Source organism: Ruegeria sp. AH7, assembly GCF_056541325.1.
In genome coordinates, this window is record NZ_JBQFYF010000007.1 from 1 (window position 1) to 15,237 (window position 15,237).

Here is a 15,237-nt window from a genome sequence, read left to right on the forward strand (position 1 = left end):
AACCTGCCGTAACTTCGTGACAATCTCTTCCGGCTTTGGTCGCTTGTTGGCCATGTGTCTCCTCCGTTTTCCTAAACATAGCGGAAGACCACTTCAGTGGGGGAGGATCACACCTCCAACACCCAGCCAAACTTGGAATTCACGCTATGGCATCGGTCGGATCGACGCTGCCAAGGCAATCGAAGAAACACAGCGGCGCATCGGCACTCCCCTAGTCGCCTCTGTGAAAAAGCCGAGAGCCAAGCGGTTGAAGAAAAAAGCCTAGAACCAGAACCACTCGCCTTCGGCAGCTGAAAGTTCTATGCTTTATGCGAATGAGGCGCTAGCGGGTAGTAGGATTCATGGGAGGTTTAAAAATTCAGGTAAACCGGTACAGCAAAATAAGCGGGATTGCCGAAGCCAGTCTCGAAAAGCTGGAACCAAACAGGCTGAGGGCAATAATTAAAGTTAATGTCCTAGGCTATGTTCCTGACAATGTGGAGGTGCGTCAAAGGATTGACAATGAAATGTTCACCGCCGAGTTCAATTCAAACCTTCTGGGTCAACTTGAAAGAGATGATCAAGTCATATCAGTCGCCGTTTCTGAGAAACTTGACATCATCAAATAGGTTTCTTCTGGCAAACACTAGTTGAGATGGTCCCCACTGCTCGTCTTTGTTTACACTTCATGCCGTCATTGAGAGTATTTCAGCGAGCCAATTTCCCAATTCATTGGTCAGTAAAAGTGATGGGTCCCGTTATCGTTACGGTCATACGCGGCCCAGAGCCGACCTTGAGCGACGGCGTCCGATGCTGCGATTGCAGCCCGCTTTCCGGACGTTCGCTGCGAAAGCAAAATACACGCAGGTCGAATTAGCGAAACGCGATCAAATCTGCCGTTGAAACGCAGCATAGCAAAGTCCGCCTTCGAACCTGGAGTTCGAATACGGAGATGTTGTTTCAAAAGATTGATTGAAACTGTCTGCTAATCCGAAATGAAGGTTCTCGATGTGAAAGAGCAGGCGGAGGCACTGGGGCTTCGGTCCCGGAGACGGGAACGCCCGGGTGGACGCGCGACAGGTGGTAAGTTCTTTGACCGCGGACACATCCATCATTTGCTCGGCAATCCGATCTATGCTGGCCGTATCCGACACAAGGGTCAGGTTTATAAGGGGCAGCATCCTGCCATCATCGACCCGGTAGTGTGGGAGCGGGTGCAGCAGCTGCTGAAAGATGGCGCAGTAAGGGAGCGCGGCGTTAAGCAGAAAGCAAAGCGATCAGCACTGGCCGGAAAGCTCTATGATGAGACCGGAGATCGGCTGACGCCCAGCCATAGTCGCAAAAATGGAAAGCGGTTGGGGTACTATATCTCTGGTCGTCTTGTGACGGATCGCAGTCAGAAGCATCCTGATGCGTGGCGGCTGCCGGCAGAGCAGCTTGAATGCCTCTTAGCTGAAGTGGTCAGACAACATCTGAGCCGACCGCACGAAGTGACATCTTTGGTTCGTGATATGTCAGCGGTCGAAATTGCTTCAGCAGCGGAGCGTCTCAGAGATTGCCAGTCCGTCAGGACATGCCTCGGCCTGATTGCGCGGGCAGATCTGCGACAGGGGTCCCTGAATGTGCAGCTGGATCTCCAGGCACTGGCCGGGATGATCGAGTGCAGGGCGGATCAGGTTGATGCCGAGGAGCTAACGATCGAAGCTCCATTCCAGATGCGCCGCAGAGGTGTGGAGCTGAAACTACATCTTGGCAATGCACCGCCTGAAATCGATCGAACACTTGTCCGCAACATCATCAAGGCGCGCCATTGGTTGGCGATGATAATAGATGGCAGAACGTTCTCAGAAATCGCGGAAGAAGAGGGCACGTCAAAACGCCGAGTGCAGGACGTTATCGATCTCGCCATGCTGGCGCCCGATGTTCTGGATGCCATCGCTGCTGGCGAACAACCTGATGGCCTGACCACGGATTACCTGATCAAGTCGGGCTTTCCGGCGATCTGGTCAGAACAGCACAAGCAGTTCGCTGCGCTCTGATTTACAGACTCTCCCAAAGTCACCAAACTCGTACCGCTGGAAGCGCGAAATGAGACTGCGGTCGGAAAGTGACCGTTGTTGCGCTCACGCCGGGGTCTCAGTTGAAATAGGCAGGACTTAAGCCGCTGAAAACGCGACATAATCGGCGCACAACTTCACGGTTTGCGAATTCAAGGAAAGCCATGGCTGGGGTGGTAGGATTCGAACCTACGATACACGGTACCAAAAACCGCTGCCTTACCACTTGGCTACACCCCAACGGTGAGCGGCTGTCTACGATTGTTGCTGGCGGGGTTCAAGAGGTTTTTGGGTAAAAAAACCGGCTCTGTGAAAAAATGTAACCGTGGTATGTATCATCACGTTTCCAGCAAAACGGCCCCTGTGCGGTGGCCGACTTGGACAAGGTCATGGGCCTGTGCGCACTCGCTTAGAGGCAGCACGTCCTGAATGGGGCATTTTAAAGCATCATCCGTAAGTGCTGTGTGCAACCGCTTGATCGCTGCGGTGCGGAGTTCGGGAGGGAGCAGGTAGATCAGAACGACCTCAAGTGTAACCGCTTTGAACATCAATGGGTAGAAAGGCAGTGTTGGGGTCATATCTTTGGCAGAGCCGAAGGCATTGATGCGACCGTTTTCAGAAATGACGGCGATGTTGGTTTCAACGTTCTGGCCGAACTCCACATCGACAATGCGATCTATCTGCTGGCCGTTATTTGCATCAAGGATGTGTTCAGCCAGATCGGCGTTGGCATAATCGATCACGGTGTCGGCGCCTGCTGATCGCACCCTGTCAAAATCGCGGGGGCTTGCTGTGCTGATGACCGTGGCACCGCCCCATTTTGCCAGTTGAATGGCCAGGTAGCCCACGGTTCCTGCACCACCGTGTATAAGCACGGTTTTGTCTGAGATTTCTCCGCCCGAGAACACCGCATGGCTGGCGGTCAGCCCGGGTATACCCAACACAGCGCCGGTTTGAAACGAGACAGAATCAGGCAGCGGCACGGCCTGGTCTGCAGGCAGGGTGATCTGCGTAGCCGCAGTCCCATAAGGGCGCTGCCACTGGCCGTTCCAGACCCAGACCCGCTGCCCGATGCGCGTGGTGGGCACGCCGTCTCCGACCGCGGAAATGACACCAGCCCCATCGCTATGGGGCACGATCTTAGGAAAAGGCGGTTTGGTCACGCCCGGTCTTGCCCCGGCCCGCGCTTTGATGTCGGACGGGTTCACGCCGGAATATGCCAGATCGACTGTGACGTCTCCGGGCTGCGGTGTCTCTGGCGGCAGGTCCTCAAGCTTCAGCACATCTGCAGCTGGTCCGAAGGCGGCGTAGGTAATGGCTTTCACGGTGATTCCTCTGACTTTGGGGCAGCTTAGCCGCGCCAGATCAGAGTTCCAGAGGATTCCCCCAAAATGGGTTTCTGCCCAAGCCAGTTTGGAGACAGCCCGGTTATTCCCTGATCTCTGCCGGATCGACGCCCCAAAGGTTCGACTTCAGTGTCCAGCCGCGATAGCCGCCTGCCGAAATCCGGCACCAATCCAGTGAACAACTGCCAAGGCGCGCAACCACGCCGGTTTCGAAATGGGCGTTGATGGGGGCGTTGGGGTCGGGTCGGGCGTATACGGGCAACATCTCGGATTCGATCAGCACCGTGCGCACGCCAGACAGCAGCGCATAGTGAACCCAGCCGCCCGCACCGTCGCGGTCCTGAACCTTGCGCCAGTTTCCATATTCCGCCGTGATTTGCAGGGGCATCCCACGCCGTTTGAAGACCCAATCAATCCGATGGGTCAGCGACGGACCCCGGCGTACATTGCCTTCGGCTGCTTTCATCGAGACATAACGGGGCAGGGGCAGATTCGTAACCTGTCCGCGATTGTCCTCTTCGGCGGCCACAATGGGACCGAGCGCTACGAGGAACGCGGCTAGGATCGCCAAACAACGGCGTTTCACCGGTAGAGGACCACTCACTGACTGCCTGCTCTTGTGCCTGTTGATCTGCTTTCGAAAAAAGGTCGACTCAATGCCTTTGGGGTTCTTGTGCCCCGCCTTATCCTGAGCCACGATGCCACGGAGCGCGCGCGAATGCAAAGCAGTGGGAGGGCCGAGGTGCCAAGAGAACGTCTGAGTGTTGTTGTAACGCGACGGTTGCCCGAAGCGGTCGAGACCCGGCTGAGTGAGCTGTTCGATGTCCGTTTGCGCGATGATGATACGCCCATGACCCGGGATGATCTTGTGGCGGCCGTGAAAGAGGCGGATGTGCTGGTGCCCACCGTAACCGACACGATCGATGGCGGTGTATTGGGGCAGGCGGGGGATCAACTGCGTCTGATTGCGAATTATGGTGCCGGTGTTGACAATATTGACGTGGCGACTGCCCGTCAGCGCGGCATCCTGGTGTCGAACACGCCAGGTGTTCTGACCGACGATACCGCTGACATGACTATGGCGCTGATTCTAGCGGTCACGCGGCGCATTCCCGAGGGTCTGGGCGTAATGCAAAAGGGAGATTGGGCAGGCTGGGCCCCGACGGCCCTGCTAGGTGGTCGGATCGGCGGTCGGCGCCTTGGCATTCTGGGCATGGGCCGGATCGGGCAGGCGGTTGCGCGCCGCGCCGGTGCCTTTGGGATGCAGGTGCATTATCACAATCGCCGCCGCCTACGGCCCGAGACCGAACAGGCGCTGGAGGCGACATACTGGGAAAGCCTGGACCAGATGGTGGCACGGATGGATGTGATCTCGGTCAATTGTCCGTCGACCCCATCTACCTTTCATCTGATGAATGCGCGGCGTTTGAAGCTGATGAAACCCTCGGCCGTGATCGTGAATACTTCTCGCGGTGAAGTGGTCGATGAAAACGCCCTGACCCGCATGATCCGCGCGGGCGAGATCGCTGGAGCGGGTCTGGATGTCTATGAACACGGCACCGATGTAAACCCGCGTCTGCGGCAATTGCCGAATGTCGTCCTGTTGCCGCATATGGGCTCGGCCACGCTGGAAGGGCGGATCGAGATGGGCGAGAAGGTGATCATCAACATCAAGACGTTCGAAGATGGGCACCGCCCACCGGATCAGGTTGTGCCCGCGATGCTATGAGGTTTTGGAGGTTGGCCAGTGACCGAGATCCATAAAGCCGGTTGCCACTGTGGCGCGGTGCGGGTCACTGCCAAGGGCCCTCCGCTGCGGGTTGGTTTATGTCATTGCCTTGATTGCCAAAAGCATCACGGGGCTCTGTTCTATGCCGCTGCCATCTTTCTTCAGGACAATGTGCAGATCAGCGGGGAAACTCGTAGCTACGAAGGGCGCTATTTTTGCCCGGTCTGTGGGTCGCCGGTGTTTGCCAAAACAGATGACGAGGTAGAGGTGCACCTGGGCAGCTTTGATGAGGTCAATCAGTTCAAACCAAGCTATGAATGCTGGGCGATCCGGCGTGAAAGCTGGTTGCCAGAAATTGAGGGCTTGCAGCGATACGACATGGATCGCGAGGATGTTGGTTCGGATTGACAAGACCTGATACGGCGGGACTCTGCCATTGGCTTGCGTAATCTCAACCTTTGGTTGCGGCTTTCCGGTCGTCTGTACAGTGTTGAAAGCAAAAGTAGAATTGGAGGATTAGATGCGTTTCAGTCGAATTTCAGGTTTGATCGTTTCAACGGTTGCGTTAACCGCGCCCGCATTCGCGCAGGAAACGGCAGATGCAGTCGCACCAGAAGGGGCGTCCGAAGGGCAGGTTCAGGCCTTGACCGAGGAGGTCATCGCTGCCGTCGAGGCGAAACTGGCAGGTGTTCCGGTACAATCGGAAAACTGGATGGTTGCTGCTGCCAATCCGCTGGCGGTCGAGGCCGGGGCCAAGATCTTGCGCGCCGGAGGATCAGCAGCCGATGCCATGGTCGCAGTGCAAGTTGTGCTGGGACTGGTCGAGCCGCAGTCATCGGGTCTGGGCGGCGGGGCCTTCTTGGTTTGGTACGATGCAGCCTCGGGTCAGATGACCACTTTGGACGGGCGCGAAACGGCGCCGCTGGCGGCTACGCCAACACTGTTTCAGGACGAAAACGGTGAACCCCTCAAATTCTTTGATGCGGTTGTCGGCGGGCTGTCCGTTGGCACACCCGGAACGCCCGCGTTGCTGGAAGAGGCGCATCGCCGCTGGGGGCGGTCACCCTGGCCCGGGCTGTTTACCGATGGCATCCGATTGGCGGATGAAGGGTTTCTGGTCTCTCCGCGCCTTGCCGCGTTGGCTGCCAATGACGCTGAACGATTGTCACGTTTCCCTTCTACGGCAGAGTACTTCTTGCCAGGTGGTGAACCGTTGCAGCAAGGGCACCGGCTGATGAACCCCGACTATGCTGAAACGCTGCGGGTGCTGGCCGCAGATGGGGCAGCAGGGTTCTATGGTGGTGATATTGCGGCAGGAATTGTAAACACCGTTCGGACTGCGCCGGGGAACCCGGGTGTTCTGTCGGGCACGGATCTGGCGCTCTATCAGGTGATCGAGCGTGAACCCGTTTGCGCCACATATCGCTCTTACGAGGTTTGCGGCATGGGGCCGCCATCCTCTGGCGCGCTGACCGTTGGGCAAATCCTGGGCATGCTGGACAGCTATGATCTTGCGGCGATGGGGCCGGAAAGTGTCGAAGCCTGGCGGCTGATCGGAGAAGCCTCACGCCTCGCCTTTGCTGATCGGGGGCGTTACATGGCCGACAGCGATTTTGTCCCGATGCCAACCGAAGGTCTGGTTGATCCAGCCTATCTGGCAGAACGTGCCGATCTGCTGAACGCCGAGAGCGCGTTGATCGATGTTGCCCCCGGCAACCCCGCCTTCGATCACGCGTCGAACTGGGCCGACGATGTTTCGCTGGAGCTGCCTTCGACCTCGCATATCTCGATTGTGGACAGCTATGGCAATGTTTTGTCGATGACCACGACCATCGAAAACGGCTTTGGCTCGCGCTTGATGACCAACGGTTTCCTGCTGAATAACGAACTGACGGATTTCTCGTTCAGAACCCATAACAACGGTGTTCCCATCGCCAACCGGTTGGAGCCGGGCAAGCGTCCGCGCTCGTCCATGAGCCCCACAATCGTGATGCAGGACGGTGCCCCGGTTTTGGCCATCGGATCACCCGGAGGCAGCCGGATTATCGGCTATGTGGCCAAATCGATCATTGCCTGGGCTGATTGGGGAATGGACGTACAACAGGCGGTGTCCCTGCCGCATCTGGTCAACCGGTTCGGCACTTATGATGTGGAATTGGGCACTGTAGCCGAGGGATATGTGGACGCCTTGACTACATTGGGATTCGAAGTGAACCCGCGTGACCTGACCTCGGGCTTACATGCCATTGAAATTCGCGACGGGTTAAGCGGCGGTGCGGACCCTCGGCGCGAAGGCATCGCGCTGGGCGAATAAGCTAGGGGCTTGTGCGGATCATTCAGGCCTTTTAGTCATGACTAAAAGGCCTGAATGCCGTTTGATGAACAGGGGTTGGATATGGTGCAGGCGACAGCTTTGCCGCGCAACGAAGCTGGTATTGAAACCGCAGTTGGAATTCTGAAACAACGATTTGGCGACCGGCTGCAAACCGGGGCCGCGATCCGCGAACAGCATGGTCACACCACGACCTGGATCCTCAATCAGAGCCCAGATGCGGTGGTCTTTCCCACCTCAACGGCTGAAGTATCCGAAATCGTCACGATTTGCGCGACGCATAAAGTGCCCGTGATCCCCTTCGGCACCGGCACCTCGCTGGAAGGTCACGTCAATGCGCCTGCGGGTGGAGTTTGCGTCGACCTAATGCAGATGAACAAGGTGATCGCCGTTAATGCCGGGGATCTGGATTGCGTTGTTCAGCCGGGCGTAACCCGTGAGGACCTGAATACCCATCTGCGTGATCAGGGCTTGTTTTTCCCAATAGATCCGGGGGCCAATGCCTCGCTTGGAGGTATGGCCGCAACGCGCGCTTCGGGCACAAATGCGGTGCGCTATGGCACGATGCGGGACAATGTGCTGAGCCTTGAGGCGGTTATGCCTGACGGGCAGGTGATCCGAACCGGCAATCGCGCCAAAAAATCATCCGCAGGCTATGATCTGGCTCGATTGCTGATCGGGGCGGAAGGGACGTTGGGCGTTATCACCGAACTCACCCTGCGCCTGCACGGCATCCCCGAGGCGATCAGCTCGGCCCGCTGTTCCTTTCCAAGCGTTGATGCTGCGTGTCAGGCCGTAATGATGACCATCCAGTACGGCATCCCGGTTGCGCGTATTGAATTGCTGGACGAGATGTCCGTGCGCGCAGCCAACGCCTATTCCGGCCTGACCCTGCCTGAAACACCCCTGTTGTTGCTCGAATTCCATGGCTCAGAAAACGGGGCTGCCGAACAGGCGGCGACCTTCGGTGACATCGCAGGCGAATTTGGTGGTGTGGACTTTGCGGCAACGTCCACCACCGAAGAACGCAACAAGCTATGGCAAGCGCGACATGATATGTACTGGGCCTGCTTGCAGTTGCGCCCTGGCGCACAAGGCATATCAACGGATGTTTGCGTTCCGATCTCTCGGCTGGCCGAGGCGGTTGGCGCAGCACAGGACAAGGCGGCAGAACTTGGTCTGATCGCACCGATTGTTGGTCATGTTGGTGATGGGAACTTCCACACCCTTCCTTTGATCGACATAGACAGTCAGGCCGAAGTTGCCAATGCTGATCAATTTGTCAGTTGGCTGAACGATCTGGCGATTTCGATGGACGGCACCTGCACCGGCGAACACGGGATCGGGCAGGGCAAACGCCCCTTTCTGGTCAAGGAGCTTGGGGCGGCAACGCAGTACATGTCGGCGATCAAGGCTGCGCTGGACCCAGACGACATCATGAACCCTGGAAAGATTGTTCCGGGCCAGTAAGTGGATTGACGCCTGGTTGGTGGCCCAGCCCTAGGGACGGATCGCCGTTTTTCGACCTCGAACTGATCTGCGGGTCGTTTTTTTCTTATCACCGGTCGGATGAATGTCGCGCTGCCCCCCTGAACTGCGCCATATGGTGTCAACTGAATTCAAGGGGAGACGCCCGGTTATGAAAACCCAAGTCAAAGCACTGGTTGTTGGCGGCGGCGCCGTTGGGACCTCGATTGCCTATCATCTGGCCAAGGCGGGCTGGGACGATGTGATGTTGATTGAACGGGATGAGCTGACCTCGGGCTCGACTTGGCACGCTGCTGGCCTGCTGCCACTGTTCAACATGTCCTATGCGACGACCCACATCCACAAATACTCGGTCGATTTCTACAAGACGCTTGAGGAAGAGACCGGCCTGAACGCCGGCTTCGCCGTGGTTGGCAACCTCCGCATGGCGCAGACGCAGGAGCGTATGGATGAATACATGCTCTATGCCTCGACCGCCGAGACCTGCGATGTCGCCTATGAATGGCTGACGCCCGAGCAGATCAAGGAACGCTGGCCGCTGATCGAGACCAGCGACCTGAAGGGCGCGATTTATCACACTGAAGATGGCTATATTAACCCCGCCGACGTGACTCAGGCCATGGCCAAGGGGGCCCGTCAGCGCGGCGTGGACATCGTGCGCAAGATGCAGGCCGATGCCTTCCACTGGAACGGCTCCCATTGGGAAGTCACCTGCACCAAGATGGTCGAAAAGGGCGGTAACCTCATTCCTTCGGACGAGCAGGTGGTTATCACCGCTGAGCATGTCGTGACCGCATCGGGCAACCACGCGCAGCGCACCGCCAAGATGCTGGGCATCAAGATGCCCGCGATCCCGGTCGAGCACACTTTCATCGTCATGGACAAAGACCCTGAGCTGGTCAAATGGCGCGAAGCGGGCAACCCTGAACACCCTGTTGTCCGTGACGCAGACAATGAATCCTACGCCCGCGAGGAACGTGGCGGCTGGATTCTGGGTATCTACGAACATGGCGCCCCTGCGCAGTTCGAACACGGCGTGCCGGACAGCTTCCGCGCCGACCTGTTCCCGCTGGATCTGGACCGGATCGCGGATCAGTACATGGCGATGGCTGAACGCGTGCCCTCCTGCGCTGAATCCGGCCTGAAAGATGATTTCAACGGCCCGATCTGCTATACGCCTGATGGCAATCCGCTGGTTGGTCCGGCTCCGGGCCTGCGCAACATGTGGCTGGCCGAGGGTTTCTCGTTCGGGATCACCGCCGCTGGCGGCACCGGTTACTATCTGGCGCAGATGATGGTCGATGGCGAAGCCGAGATCGACATGGCCTCGCTGGACCCCAAGCGTTACTCGTCCAACTGGATGACCACCGAATTTGCGGCGCGCAAGAACGAAGAGTGCTATGAGCACGTCTACATCCTGCACCACCCGGATGAAGAGCGTGAAGCGTGCCGTCCGCTGCGGACTGTTCCGGCCTATGACCGCCAGAAAGCCCGCGGTGCGCAGTTCGGTTGGGTCAACGGCTGGGAACGCCCCAACTATTTCGGCCCATTGGACGCTCCGGACAATTTCGACAAGGAAAGCCGCTCTTTCCGCCGTGGTGGCTGGTGGCAATATGCTGTCGAAGAGGCCAAAGCGATCCGCGAAGGCGTTGGTCTGATCGACGCATCGGCCTTCACCAAACATGTCGTTAAAGGCCCCGGTGCCACCCAGTTCCTGGATTGGTTCACCTGCAACAAGTCGCCCAAGGTCGGACGCATCAACCTGACCTACGCGCTGACGTCGCACGGCACCACCCGCACCGAATACACCATCGTCCGCAACGGCGAGAACAACTACTACATCGTCTCTGCCGGTGCCTGGACCGAATACGACGCCGACTATCTGCGCAAGGCCGCCGAGGACAAGATGGAGGAGTTCGGCTACATCGAAATCCAGGACGTGACCACCCAGTGGGGCGTCTTCGCCATCGCCGGACCCAAGTCGCGTGATGTTCTGAAAGAAGTCATCAAAGACGCCGATCCGGAAACCGCGCTGTCCAACAAACGCTTCCCGTGGCTGTCGGCCCGTCAGATCGAACTGGGCATGTGCCCGGTCAACGCGATCCGCGTGGCCTATACCGGTGAACTGGGTTGGGAACTGCACCACCCGATCGAGATGCAGAACTACCTGTTCGACCTGCTGGAAAAGGCCGGTGAGAAGCACGGTATGAAGCTGGTTGGCGCCCGCGCCCAGAACTGGCTGCGGCAGGAGAAATCCTATCGCGCCTTCGGCACCGAACTGGGCCGCGACGCGACCCCGCTGGAAGCTGATCTGCCGCGCTTTGTTGATCTGTCGAAAGACTTCCACGGCAAAGCCAAGCTGGAAGAGACCGGCGTACGCGTGAAATGCTGCACCCTGCTGATCGACGGACCGGACGATGCCGATCCATGGGGCCGCGAGGCGCTGTACACCCCGGAAGGTGAGCGTGTGGGGCGTCTGACTTCGGGCGGGTATTCGGTTGCGTTCGAGAAATCCATCGGCATGGGCTATGTGAAGCCCGAGCTGGCGGTTGAAGGTACCAAGCTGCAGGTCAAAATGCAGGACAAGCTGTGGGATGCGATTGTAACCTGCGACAGTCCTTATGATCCGAAGAACGAAACCATCCGCAAGGACGGCTGAACGGCCCAAGAAGAGTGGGGCGCCTTCAGCGCCCCGCCGGAGGCAAGACTGCGTATGCGGGCTTTCAGGGCGATCTACTAGATCATTCAGCCTGCTTTTGAGCGACAAAGGCCAGGTTATTGGCGGGCATTTCTGTTACTTCGATCAGGTTCAGATCATTAGCTGCGAGCAAGCGTTTTATATCTGCGTCGCTTTTATACCCAACCTCGGGGTCCTGCTGAACAAGCGCTTCATGAAACCGCTTGTCTCCATCGCTTGTCAGCATGCCATCCCGCATAAAGGGGCCGTAGAGAATAAACCTGCCGTTTGATGAGAGCGTCTTGGCTGTCTCAGAGACAAGCGTCACGGTTTCTTCCCAACTGATCAGATGCAGCAGGTTGATCAAAACGATCAGGTCTTTTGGCCTAAATTGCCGATGCCATCCGGAGGTGGTCGCGTCCAAATGTTGGGCGGGCTGAATGTTCGGTTGATCACTGGCATAGGCATCTATGCTCTGCCGCCGATCCGCGTCGATCTCTGTCGGGTGCCAGGACAGCTGAGGTAGCTTCTGCGCAAACGCGCAGACATGCTGACCCGTGCCGCTGGCGATCTCCATGGCCCGGCCTTGTGGCGGTGCCCAACGCGAAACCAGCTCACATAGGACGGCAGCGTTGCGGCTGGCAGCGGGCGCAACCAGCTTGCCATCGGTTGATGGCGCGGCGACGCTGGCATTTGGGGGTGGTGTACGTTTGCTCATTTTCGCAGCCGATCCGGTGTTAGCATATCGATAGTCGACTGCTCGAACGCGGGTCTGTTTCCAACGACAAGGTCGGCCACAAACTCAGACGCGCCTGGCGCGCTTTGGAATCCATATCCGCCTTGCCCGGCACACCAGATAAAAGACCTGTCCTGCGGATCAGGACCCAGCACCAATGTTCCATCTGGTGAAAAACTACGCAGCCCTGCCCAGTTTGTTTCAACCCGCGTCACGGGTTCGCTGACCATCTCTTCATAGCGTGCCAACCCCTCGGCCAGCACCATATCGTCGGCATAGGCATCATGCGGGGCAACCAGGTCGGCATCAGCCGGAGATACAAGCAACTTACCCGCATCCGGTTTGGCATACCAAGTCTCACCAGCACCAATCATCATTGGCCAATCTGAAACATCATGCCCGCCCGGCGCCGGTATGCGCGCCATTGACCGGCGGCGGGGTTGCAGGCCGATTGGCGCTATCCCGGCCAGTTGTGCGACCTCGTCCGCCCAGGCACCGGCCGCGTTGATCACGTGTCGTGCTTCAAAAACATCCCGCGCTTCGACCTGCCAGTTGTTGGCTTTGGTGATCGCAGTCACCGAGGATTTAGTGTGAACAACCCCGCCATTCTTGCGAATGACCCGCGCAAAATCCTGCAGGAGGCGGTCGGTGTCGATGTCAAAGGCGTCGTGGCTGATCCCGGCGTAGCCCAGCCTCTTGGGATGCAGGATCTGGATCAGGCTGCGCGCATGGTCAACCGATATCGCTTGCATATCCAGACTGTTGAGGTCTGCCTTAAACAAATCTTCTTGATCTGTGCGCGCAACCAGCATCAAACCGCGTTTTTGCAGATAGCCGCCATCCTGAAGAAACTGACTGCCTGCCTGATTTAACGCGACCACTGATCGGGGGCCGTAATTTTCCTCGAACAAAGCTGCAGATCGACCTGAGGCGTGATAGCCCAGCCCATCTTCGGCTTCGAGCACGGTAACCGATCCATGCGCGGACAGTCTTGCACCAGCGCTCAGCCCGGCGATCCCGCCGCCGATGACGAGGAAATCAATCATGCTCTGTTTTCTAACAAAAGCGGGATCATTGCGGGCTTGGGGGAATTCATGGGCGCTCCTTAAGTTCCAACGCGTCTTGTTGTCAGTTCCATGGACTATAAGCAGCCTTGAATTTGTGCTTCAACCCGGTCAAAGAAGTATCAAAATGAAAAGGAGGGTACAGTGACTGCAGCGGATCTTCATCCAATGGCCACAGGACATATCCCCCGATATGTCGTCGCAGCTGACGGGAGCGACTATCTGTTCTCTGCTATGGTCGTGTTCTTTGTGATCATCGTGGTGCTGATTGGCGTGGGGTATCTGACTCTGCATTCGGTTCCGGAAAAAATGGCGCATGAAAACAACCACCCTCAGTTCCAGTTGGTTGGTATTCTGGCGCTGCTTGCCTTGTTCACACATAATGGATTGTTCTGGATTGCGGCCATTTTGGTTGCAGGGTTCCAGTTCCCGGATTTTGCAACGCCGATGAAGAATATCGCAGATGCCATCCGATCTTTGGGGCGGTCACAAGTGCCGGACGCTGTGCCCGAAGCTGTGCAAGCCGAAGCACCCGTTGCAGAAACTAGCGAAACGCGGGAGCAGTAGGCAATGATCGAAACAATGCTCTGCGCCCTGATCACGGTGCTGCCCGATTATCTGTTCCGCCGCTTTGTGCAAGGCAAACGCATCGGGCATGAAATCACCCTGTTCACAATGTGGTACGAATTGCGCTGGGGCTTGACCACCTGCGCCATCCTGGCCCTGACGGTGATTACCACGCTGTTCTACTTTCATCCGGCCAGTTCCAGTGCCGCATCCTACTTCCGGACGGTTACCATCCTGCCGCAACTGGGCGGTCGTGTGGCAGAAGTTTACGTGCGCAACAACGAACAGGTGATCGCTGGTCAACCGATTTTCCGGATCGAGGATTTCACTCAGCAAGCGCAGGTTCAGTCGGCGCACGCGCAAGTGGCTCAGGTCCAGGCCTCACTGAAAGTGGCAGAAACTGATCTGGCAGAAGCCGATGCAGGTATTGCCGGGGCCCGCGCGGCGCTGGCGCAATCGCTGGAAGACCTTGAGCGCAACACCACGCTGCGTGACGAGGGCTCTAGCGCGGTTCGATTGGCCGAGATTGAGCGGTTAGAAAATCTCGTGGCCGAGCGCGAAGCGCAGGTAACGGCAGCCCAGTCCAAGCGGGCAGCGGTTGTTCAACAAATCGAAGAATTGATCCCGGCCCAACTTGCCAGCGCAAATGCGCAACTCGATGCCGCGATGACGGAACTGGACAAGACTGTGATCAATGCCGGTGTGACCGGACGTGTAGAACAGTTTGGGTTGCAGGTGGGGGATTATGTCAGTCCACTGTTGCGACCCGCAGGTATTCTCGTGCCGTCCCATTCCGGGCATGATCGGTTTCAGGCGGCGTTCAATCAGCTATCTGCACAGGTCATCAAACCCGGCATGATCGGAGAGCTGGGATGCATGACCAAGCCCTTCACCGTGATCCCAATGGTTGTGGTTGAGGTTCAGGACGTCATCCCCTCGGGTCAGATCAGACCGTCGGACGAGCTGCGCGATGTGCAGAACAACAAGGTTCCGGGGTCCATTCTGGTTTATATGGAGCCGCTTTACAAAGGCATGGCCGACGACATTCCGCCGGGCAGCAACTGTCTGGCGAATGTCTATACTGACAATCATGAAAGGCTTGAACACGAAGACCTCGGGTTCTGGGAAGGCGCTTTTCTTCATGTTGTTGACACCATAGGTGTGGTACACGCGGCGGGGCTGCGCCTGCGATTGATCCTAATGCCGGTCAACACCCTGGTTCTAACTGGCCACTAGGCCTGAACCGGCCCCGGTCGTTCTCC

The 15,237-nt window shown here is 57.6% G+C and carries 13 protein-coding genes and 1 tRNA gene; 9 read left to right on the forward strand and 5 right to left on the reverse strand.

Annotation, left to right across the window (positions count from 1 at the left end):
• Both ACR0JX_RS15950 and ACR0JX_RS15955 read left to right on the forward strand, forming a co-directional pair.
• Window positions 1-265, forward strand: a 265-nt coding sequence (locus ACR0JX_RS15950; RefSeq protein ID WP_480544782.1) for a hypothetical protein, incomplete at its 5' end; no start/stop codon positions are given.
• 709 nt (window positions 266-974) lie between these two features.
• Window positions 975-2,018, forward strand: a complete 1,044-nt coding sequence (locus ACR0JX_RS15955; protein WP_480544783.1) for a recombinase family protein — start codon at window positions 975-977, stop codon at window positions 2,016-2,018.
• A 183-nt stretch (window positions 2,019-2,201) separates the two neighbouring features.
• Here ACR0JX_RS15955 and ACR0JX_RS15960 read toward each other — a convergent pair.
• The 3 genes from ACR0JX_RS15960 to ACR0JX_RS15970 all read right to left on the reverse strand — a co-directional run bounded on the left by ACR0JX_RS15960 (window position 2,202) and on the right by ACR0JX_RS15970 (window position 3,986).
• Window positions 2,202-2,276, reverse strand: a tRNA-Gln gene (locus ACR0JX_RS15960).
• A 98-nt stretch (window positions 2,277-2,374) separates the two neighbouring features.
• Window positions 2,375-3,361 carry an NADPH:quinone reductase gene (locus ACR0JX_RS15965; protein WP_480544784.1) on the reverse strand — a complete coding sequence of 329 codons (987 nt, stop codon included), beginning with the start codon at window positions 3,359-3,361 and terminating at the stop codon, window positions 2,375-2,377.
• A 103-nt stretch (window positions 3,362-3,464) separates the two neighbouring features.
• Complete coding sequence (locus ACR0JX_RS15970) at window positions 3,465-3,986, reverse strand: SH3 domain-containing protein (protein ID WP_480544785.1); 522 nt, start codon at window positions 3,984-3,986, stop codon at window positions 3,465-3,467.
• Between the two features lie 138 nt (window positions 3,987-4,124).
• Here ACR0JX_RS15970 and ACR0JX_RS15975 point away from each other — a divergent pair, with 138 nt between their 5' ends.
• The 5 genes from ACR0JX_RS15975 (at window position 4,125) to ACR0JX_RS15995 (ending at window position 11,590) form a co-directional block, all read left to right on the forward strand.
• The gene (locus ACR0JX_RS15975; protein ID WP_480544786.1) at window positions 4,125-5,111 is read left to right on the forward strand and encodes a 2-hydroxyacid dehydrogenase; all 987 of its coding nucleotides are present in this window, start codon (window positions 4,125-4,127) and stop codon (window positions 5,109-5,111) included.
• Between the two features lie 18 nt (window positions 5,112-5,129).
• Window positions 5,130-5,519, forward strand: coding sequence for a GFA family protein (locus ACR0JX_RS15980; protein ID WP_480544787.1), 390 nt, complete (start codon window positions 5,130-5,132; stop codon window positions 5,517-5,519).
• Between the two features lie 112 nt (window positions 5,520-5,631).
• Window positions 5,632-7,425 (forward strand): gamma-glutamyltransferase, encoded by a 1,794-nt coding sequence (gene ggt, locus ACR0JX_RS15985; protein WP_480544788.1) that lies wholly within the window; start codon window positions 5,632-5,634, stop codon window positions 7,423-7,425.
• An 81-nt stretch (window positions 7,426-7,506) separates the two neighbouring features.
• The gene (locus ACR0JX_RS15990) at window positions 7,507-8,913 is read left to right on the forward strand and encodes an FAD-binding oxidoreductase (protein ID WP_480545025.1); all 1,407 of its coding nucleotides are present in this window, start codon (window positions 7,507-7,509) and stop codon (window positions 8,911-8,913) included.
• A 169-nt stretch (window positions 8,914-9,082) separates the two neighbouring features.
• A complete protein-coding gene (locus ACR0JX_RS15995; RefSeq protein ID WP_480544789.1) occupies window positions 9,083-11,590 on the forward strand; it encodes a GcvT family protein in 2,508 nt (835 codons plus the stop codon).
• 82 nt (window positions 11,591-11,672) lie between these two features.
• On the opposite strand, the gene ACR0JX_RS16000 is transcribed toward ACR0JX_RS15995, so the two are convergent.
• Both ACR0JX_RS16000 and ACR0JX_RS16005 read right to left on the reverse strand, forming a co-directional pair.
• Complete coding sequence (locus ACR0JX_RS16000) at window positions 11,673-12,326, reverse strand: DUF938 domain-containing protein (RefSeq protein WP_480544790.1); 654 nt, start codon at window positions 12,324-12,326, stop codon at window positions 11,673-11,675.
• Window positions 12,323-13,390 (reverse strand): NAD(P)/FAD-dependent oxidoreductase, encoded by a 1,068-nt coding sequence (locus tag ACR0JX_RS16005; RefSeq protein ID WP_480544791.1) that lies wholly within the window; start codon window positions 13,388-13,390, stop codon window positions 12,323-12,325. Before ACR0JX_RS16005 ends, ACR0JX_RS16000 begins: the two co-directional genes overlap by 4 nt.
• A 162-nt stretch (window positions 13,391-13,552) precedes the next feature.
• Here ACR0JX_RS16005 and ACR0JX_RS16010 point away from each other — a divergent pair, with 162 nt between their 5' ends.
• The gene (locus tag ACR0JX_RS16010; protein WP_480544792.1) at window positions 13,553-13,975 is read left to right on the forward strand and encodes a hypothetical protein; all 423 of its coding nucleotides are present in this window, start codon (window positions 13,553-13,555) and stop codon (window positions 13,973-13,975) included.
• Between the two features lie 3 nt (window positions 13,976-13,978).
• Window positions 13,979-15,211 (forward strand): HlyD family secretion protein, encoded by a 1,233-nt coding sequence (locus ACR0JX_RS16015; protein WP_480544793.1) that lies wholly within the window; start codon window positions 13,979-13,981, stop codon window positions 15,209-15,211.
• Window positions 15,212-15,237 lie beyond the last annotated feature (26 nt).

Excerpts from the sequence above, each read along its gene's own strand:
- ACR0JX_RS15955 (WP_480544783.1), top strand. The coding sequence starts at position 975 with ATGAAGGTTCTCGATGTGAAAGAGCAGGCGGAGGCACTGGGGCTTCGG.
- ggt (WP_480544788.1), top strand. The coding sequence starts at position 5,632 with ATGCGTTTCAGTCGAATTTCAGGTTTGATCGTTTCAACGGTTGCGTTA.
- ACR0JX_RS15990 (WP_480545025.1), top strand. The coding sequence starts at position 7,507 with ATGGTGCAGGCGACAGCTTTGCCGCGCAACGAAGCTGGTATTGAAACC.
- ACR0JX_RS15995 (WP_480544789.1), top strand. The coding sequence starts at position 9,083 with ATGAAAACCCAAGTCAAAGCACTGGTTGTTGGCGGCGGCGCCGTTGGG.
- ACR0JX_RS16000 (WP_480544790.1), bottom strand. The coding sequence starts at position 12,326 with ATGAGCAAACGTACACCACCCCCAAATGCCAGCGTCGCCGCGCCATCA.
- ACR0JX_RS16005 (WP_480544791.1), bottom strand. The coding sequence starts at position 13,390 with ATGATTGATTTCCTCGTCATCGGCGGCGGGATCGCCGGGCTGAGCGCT.
- ACR0JX_RS16015 (WP_480544793.1), top strand. The coding sequence starts at position 13,979 with ATGATCGAAACAATGCTCTGCGCCCTGATCACGGTGCTGCCCGATTAT.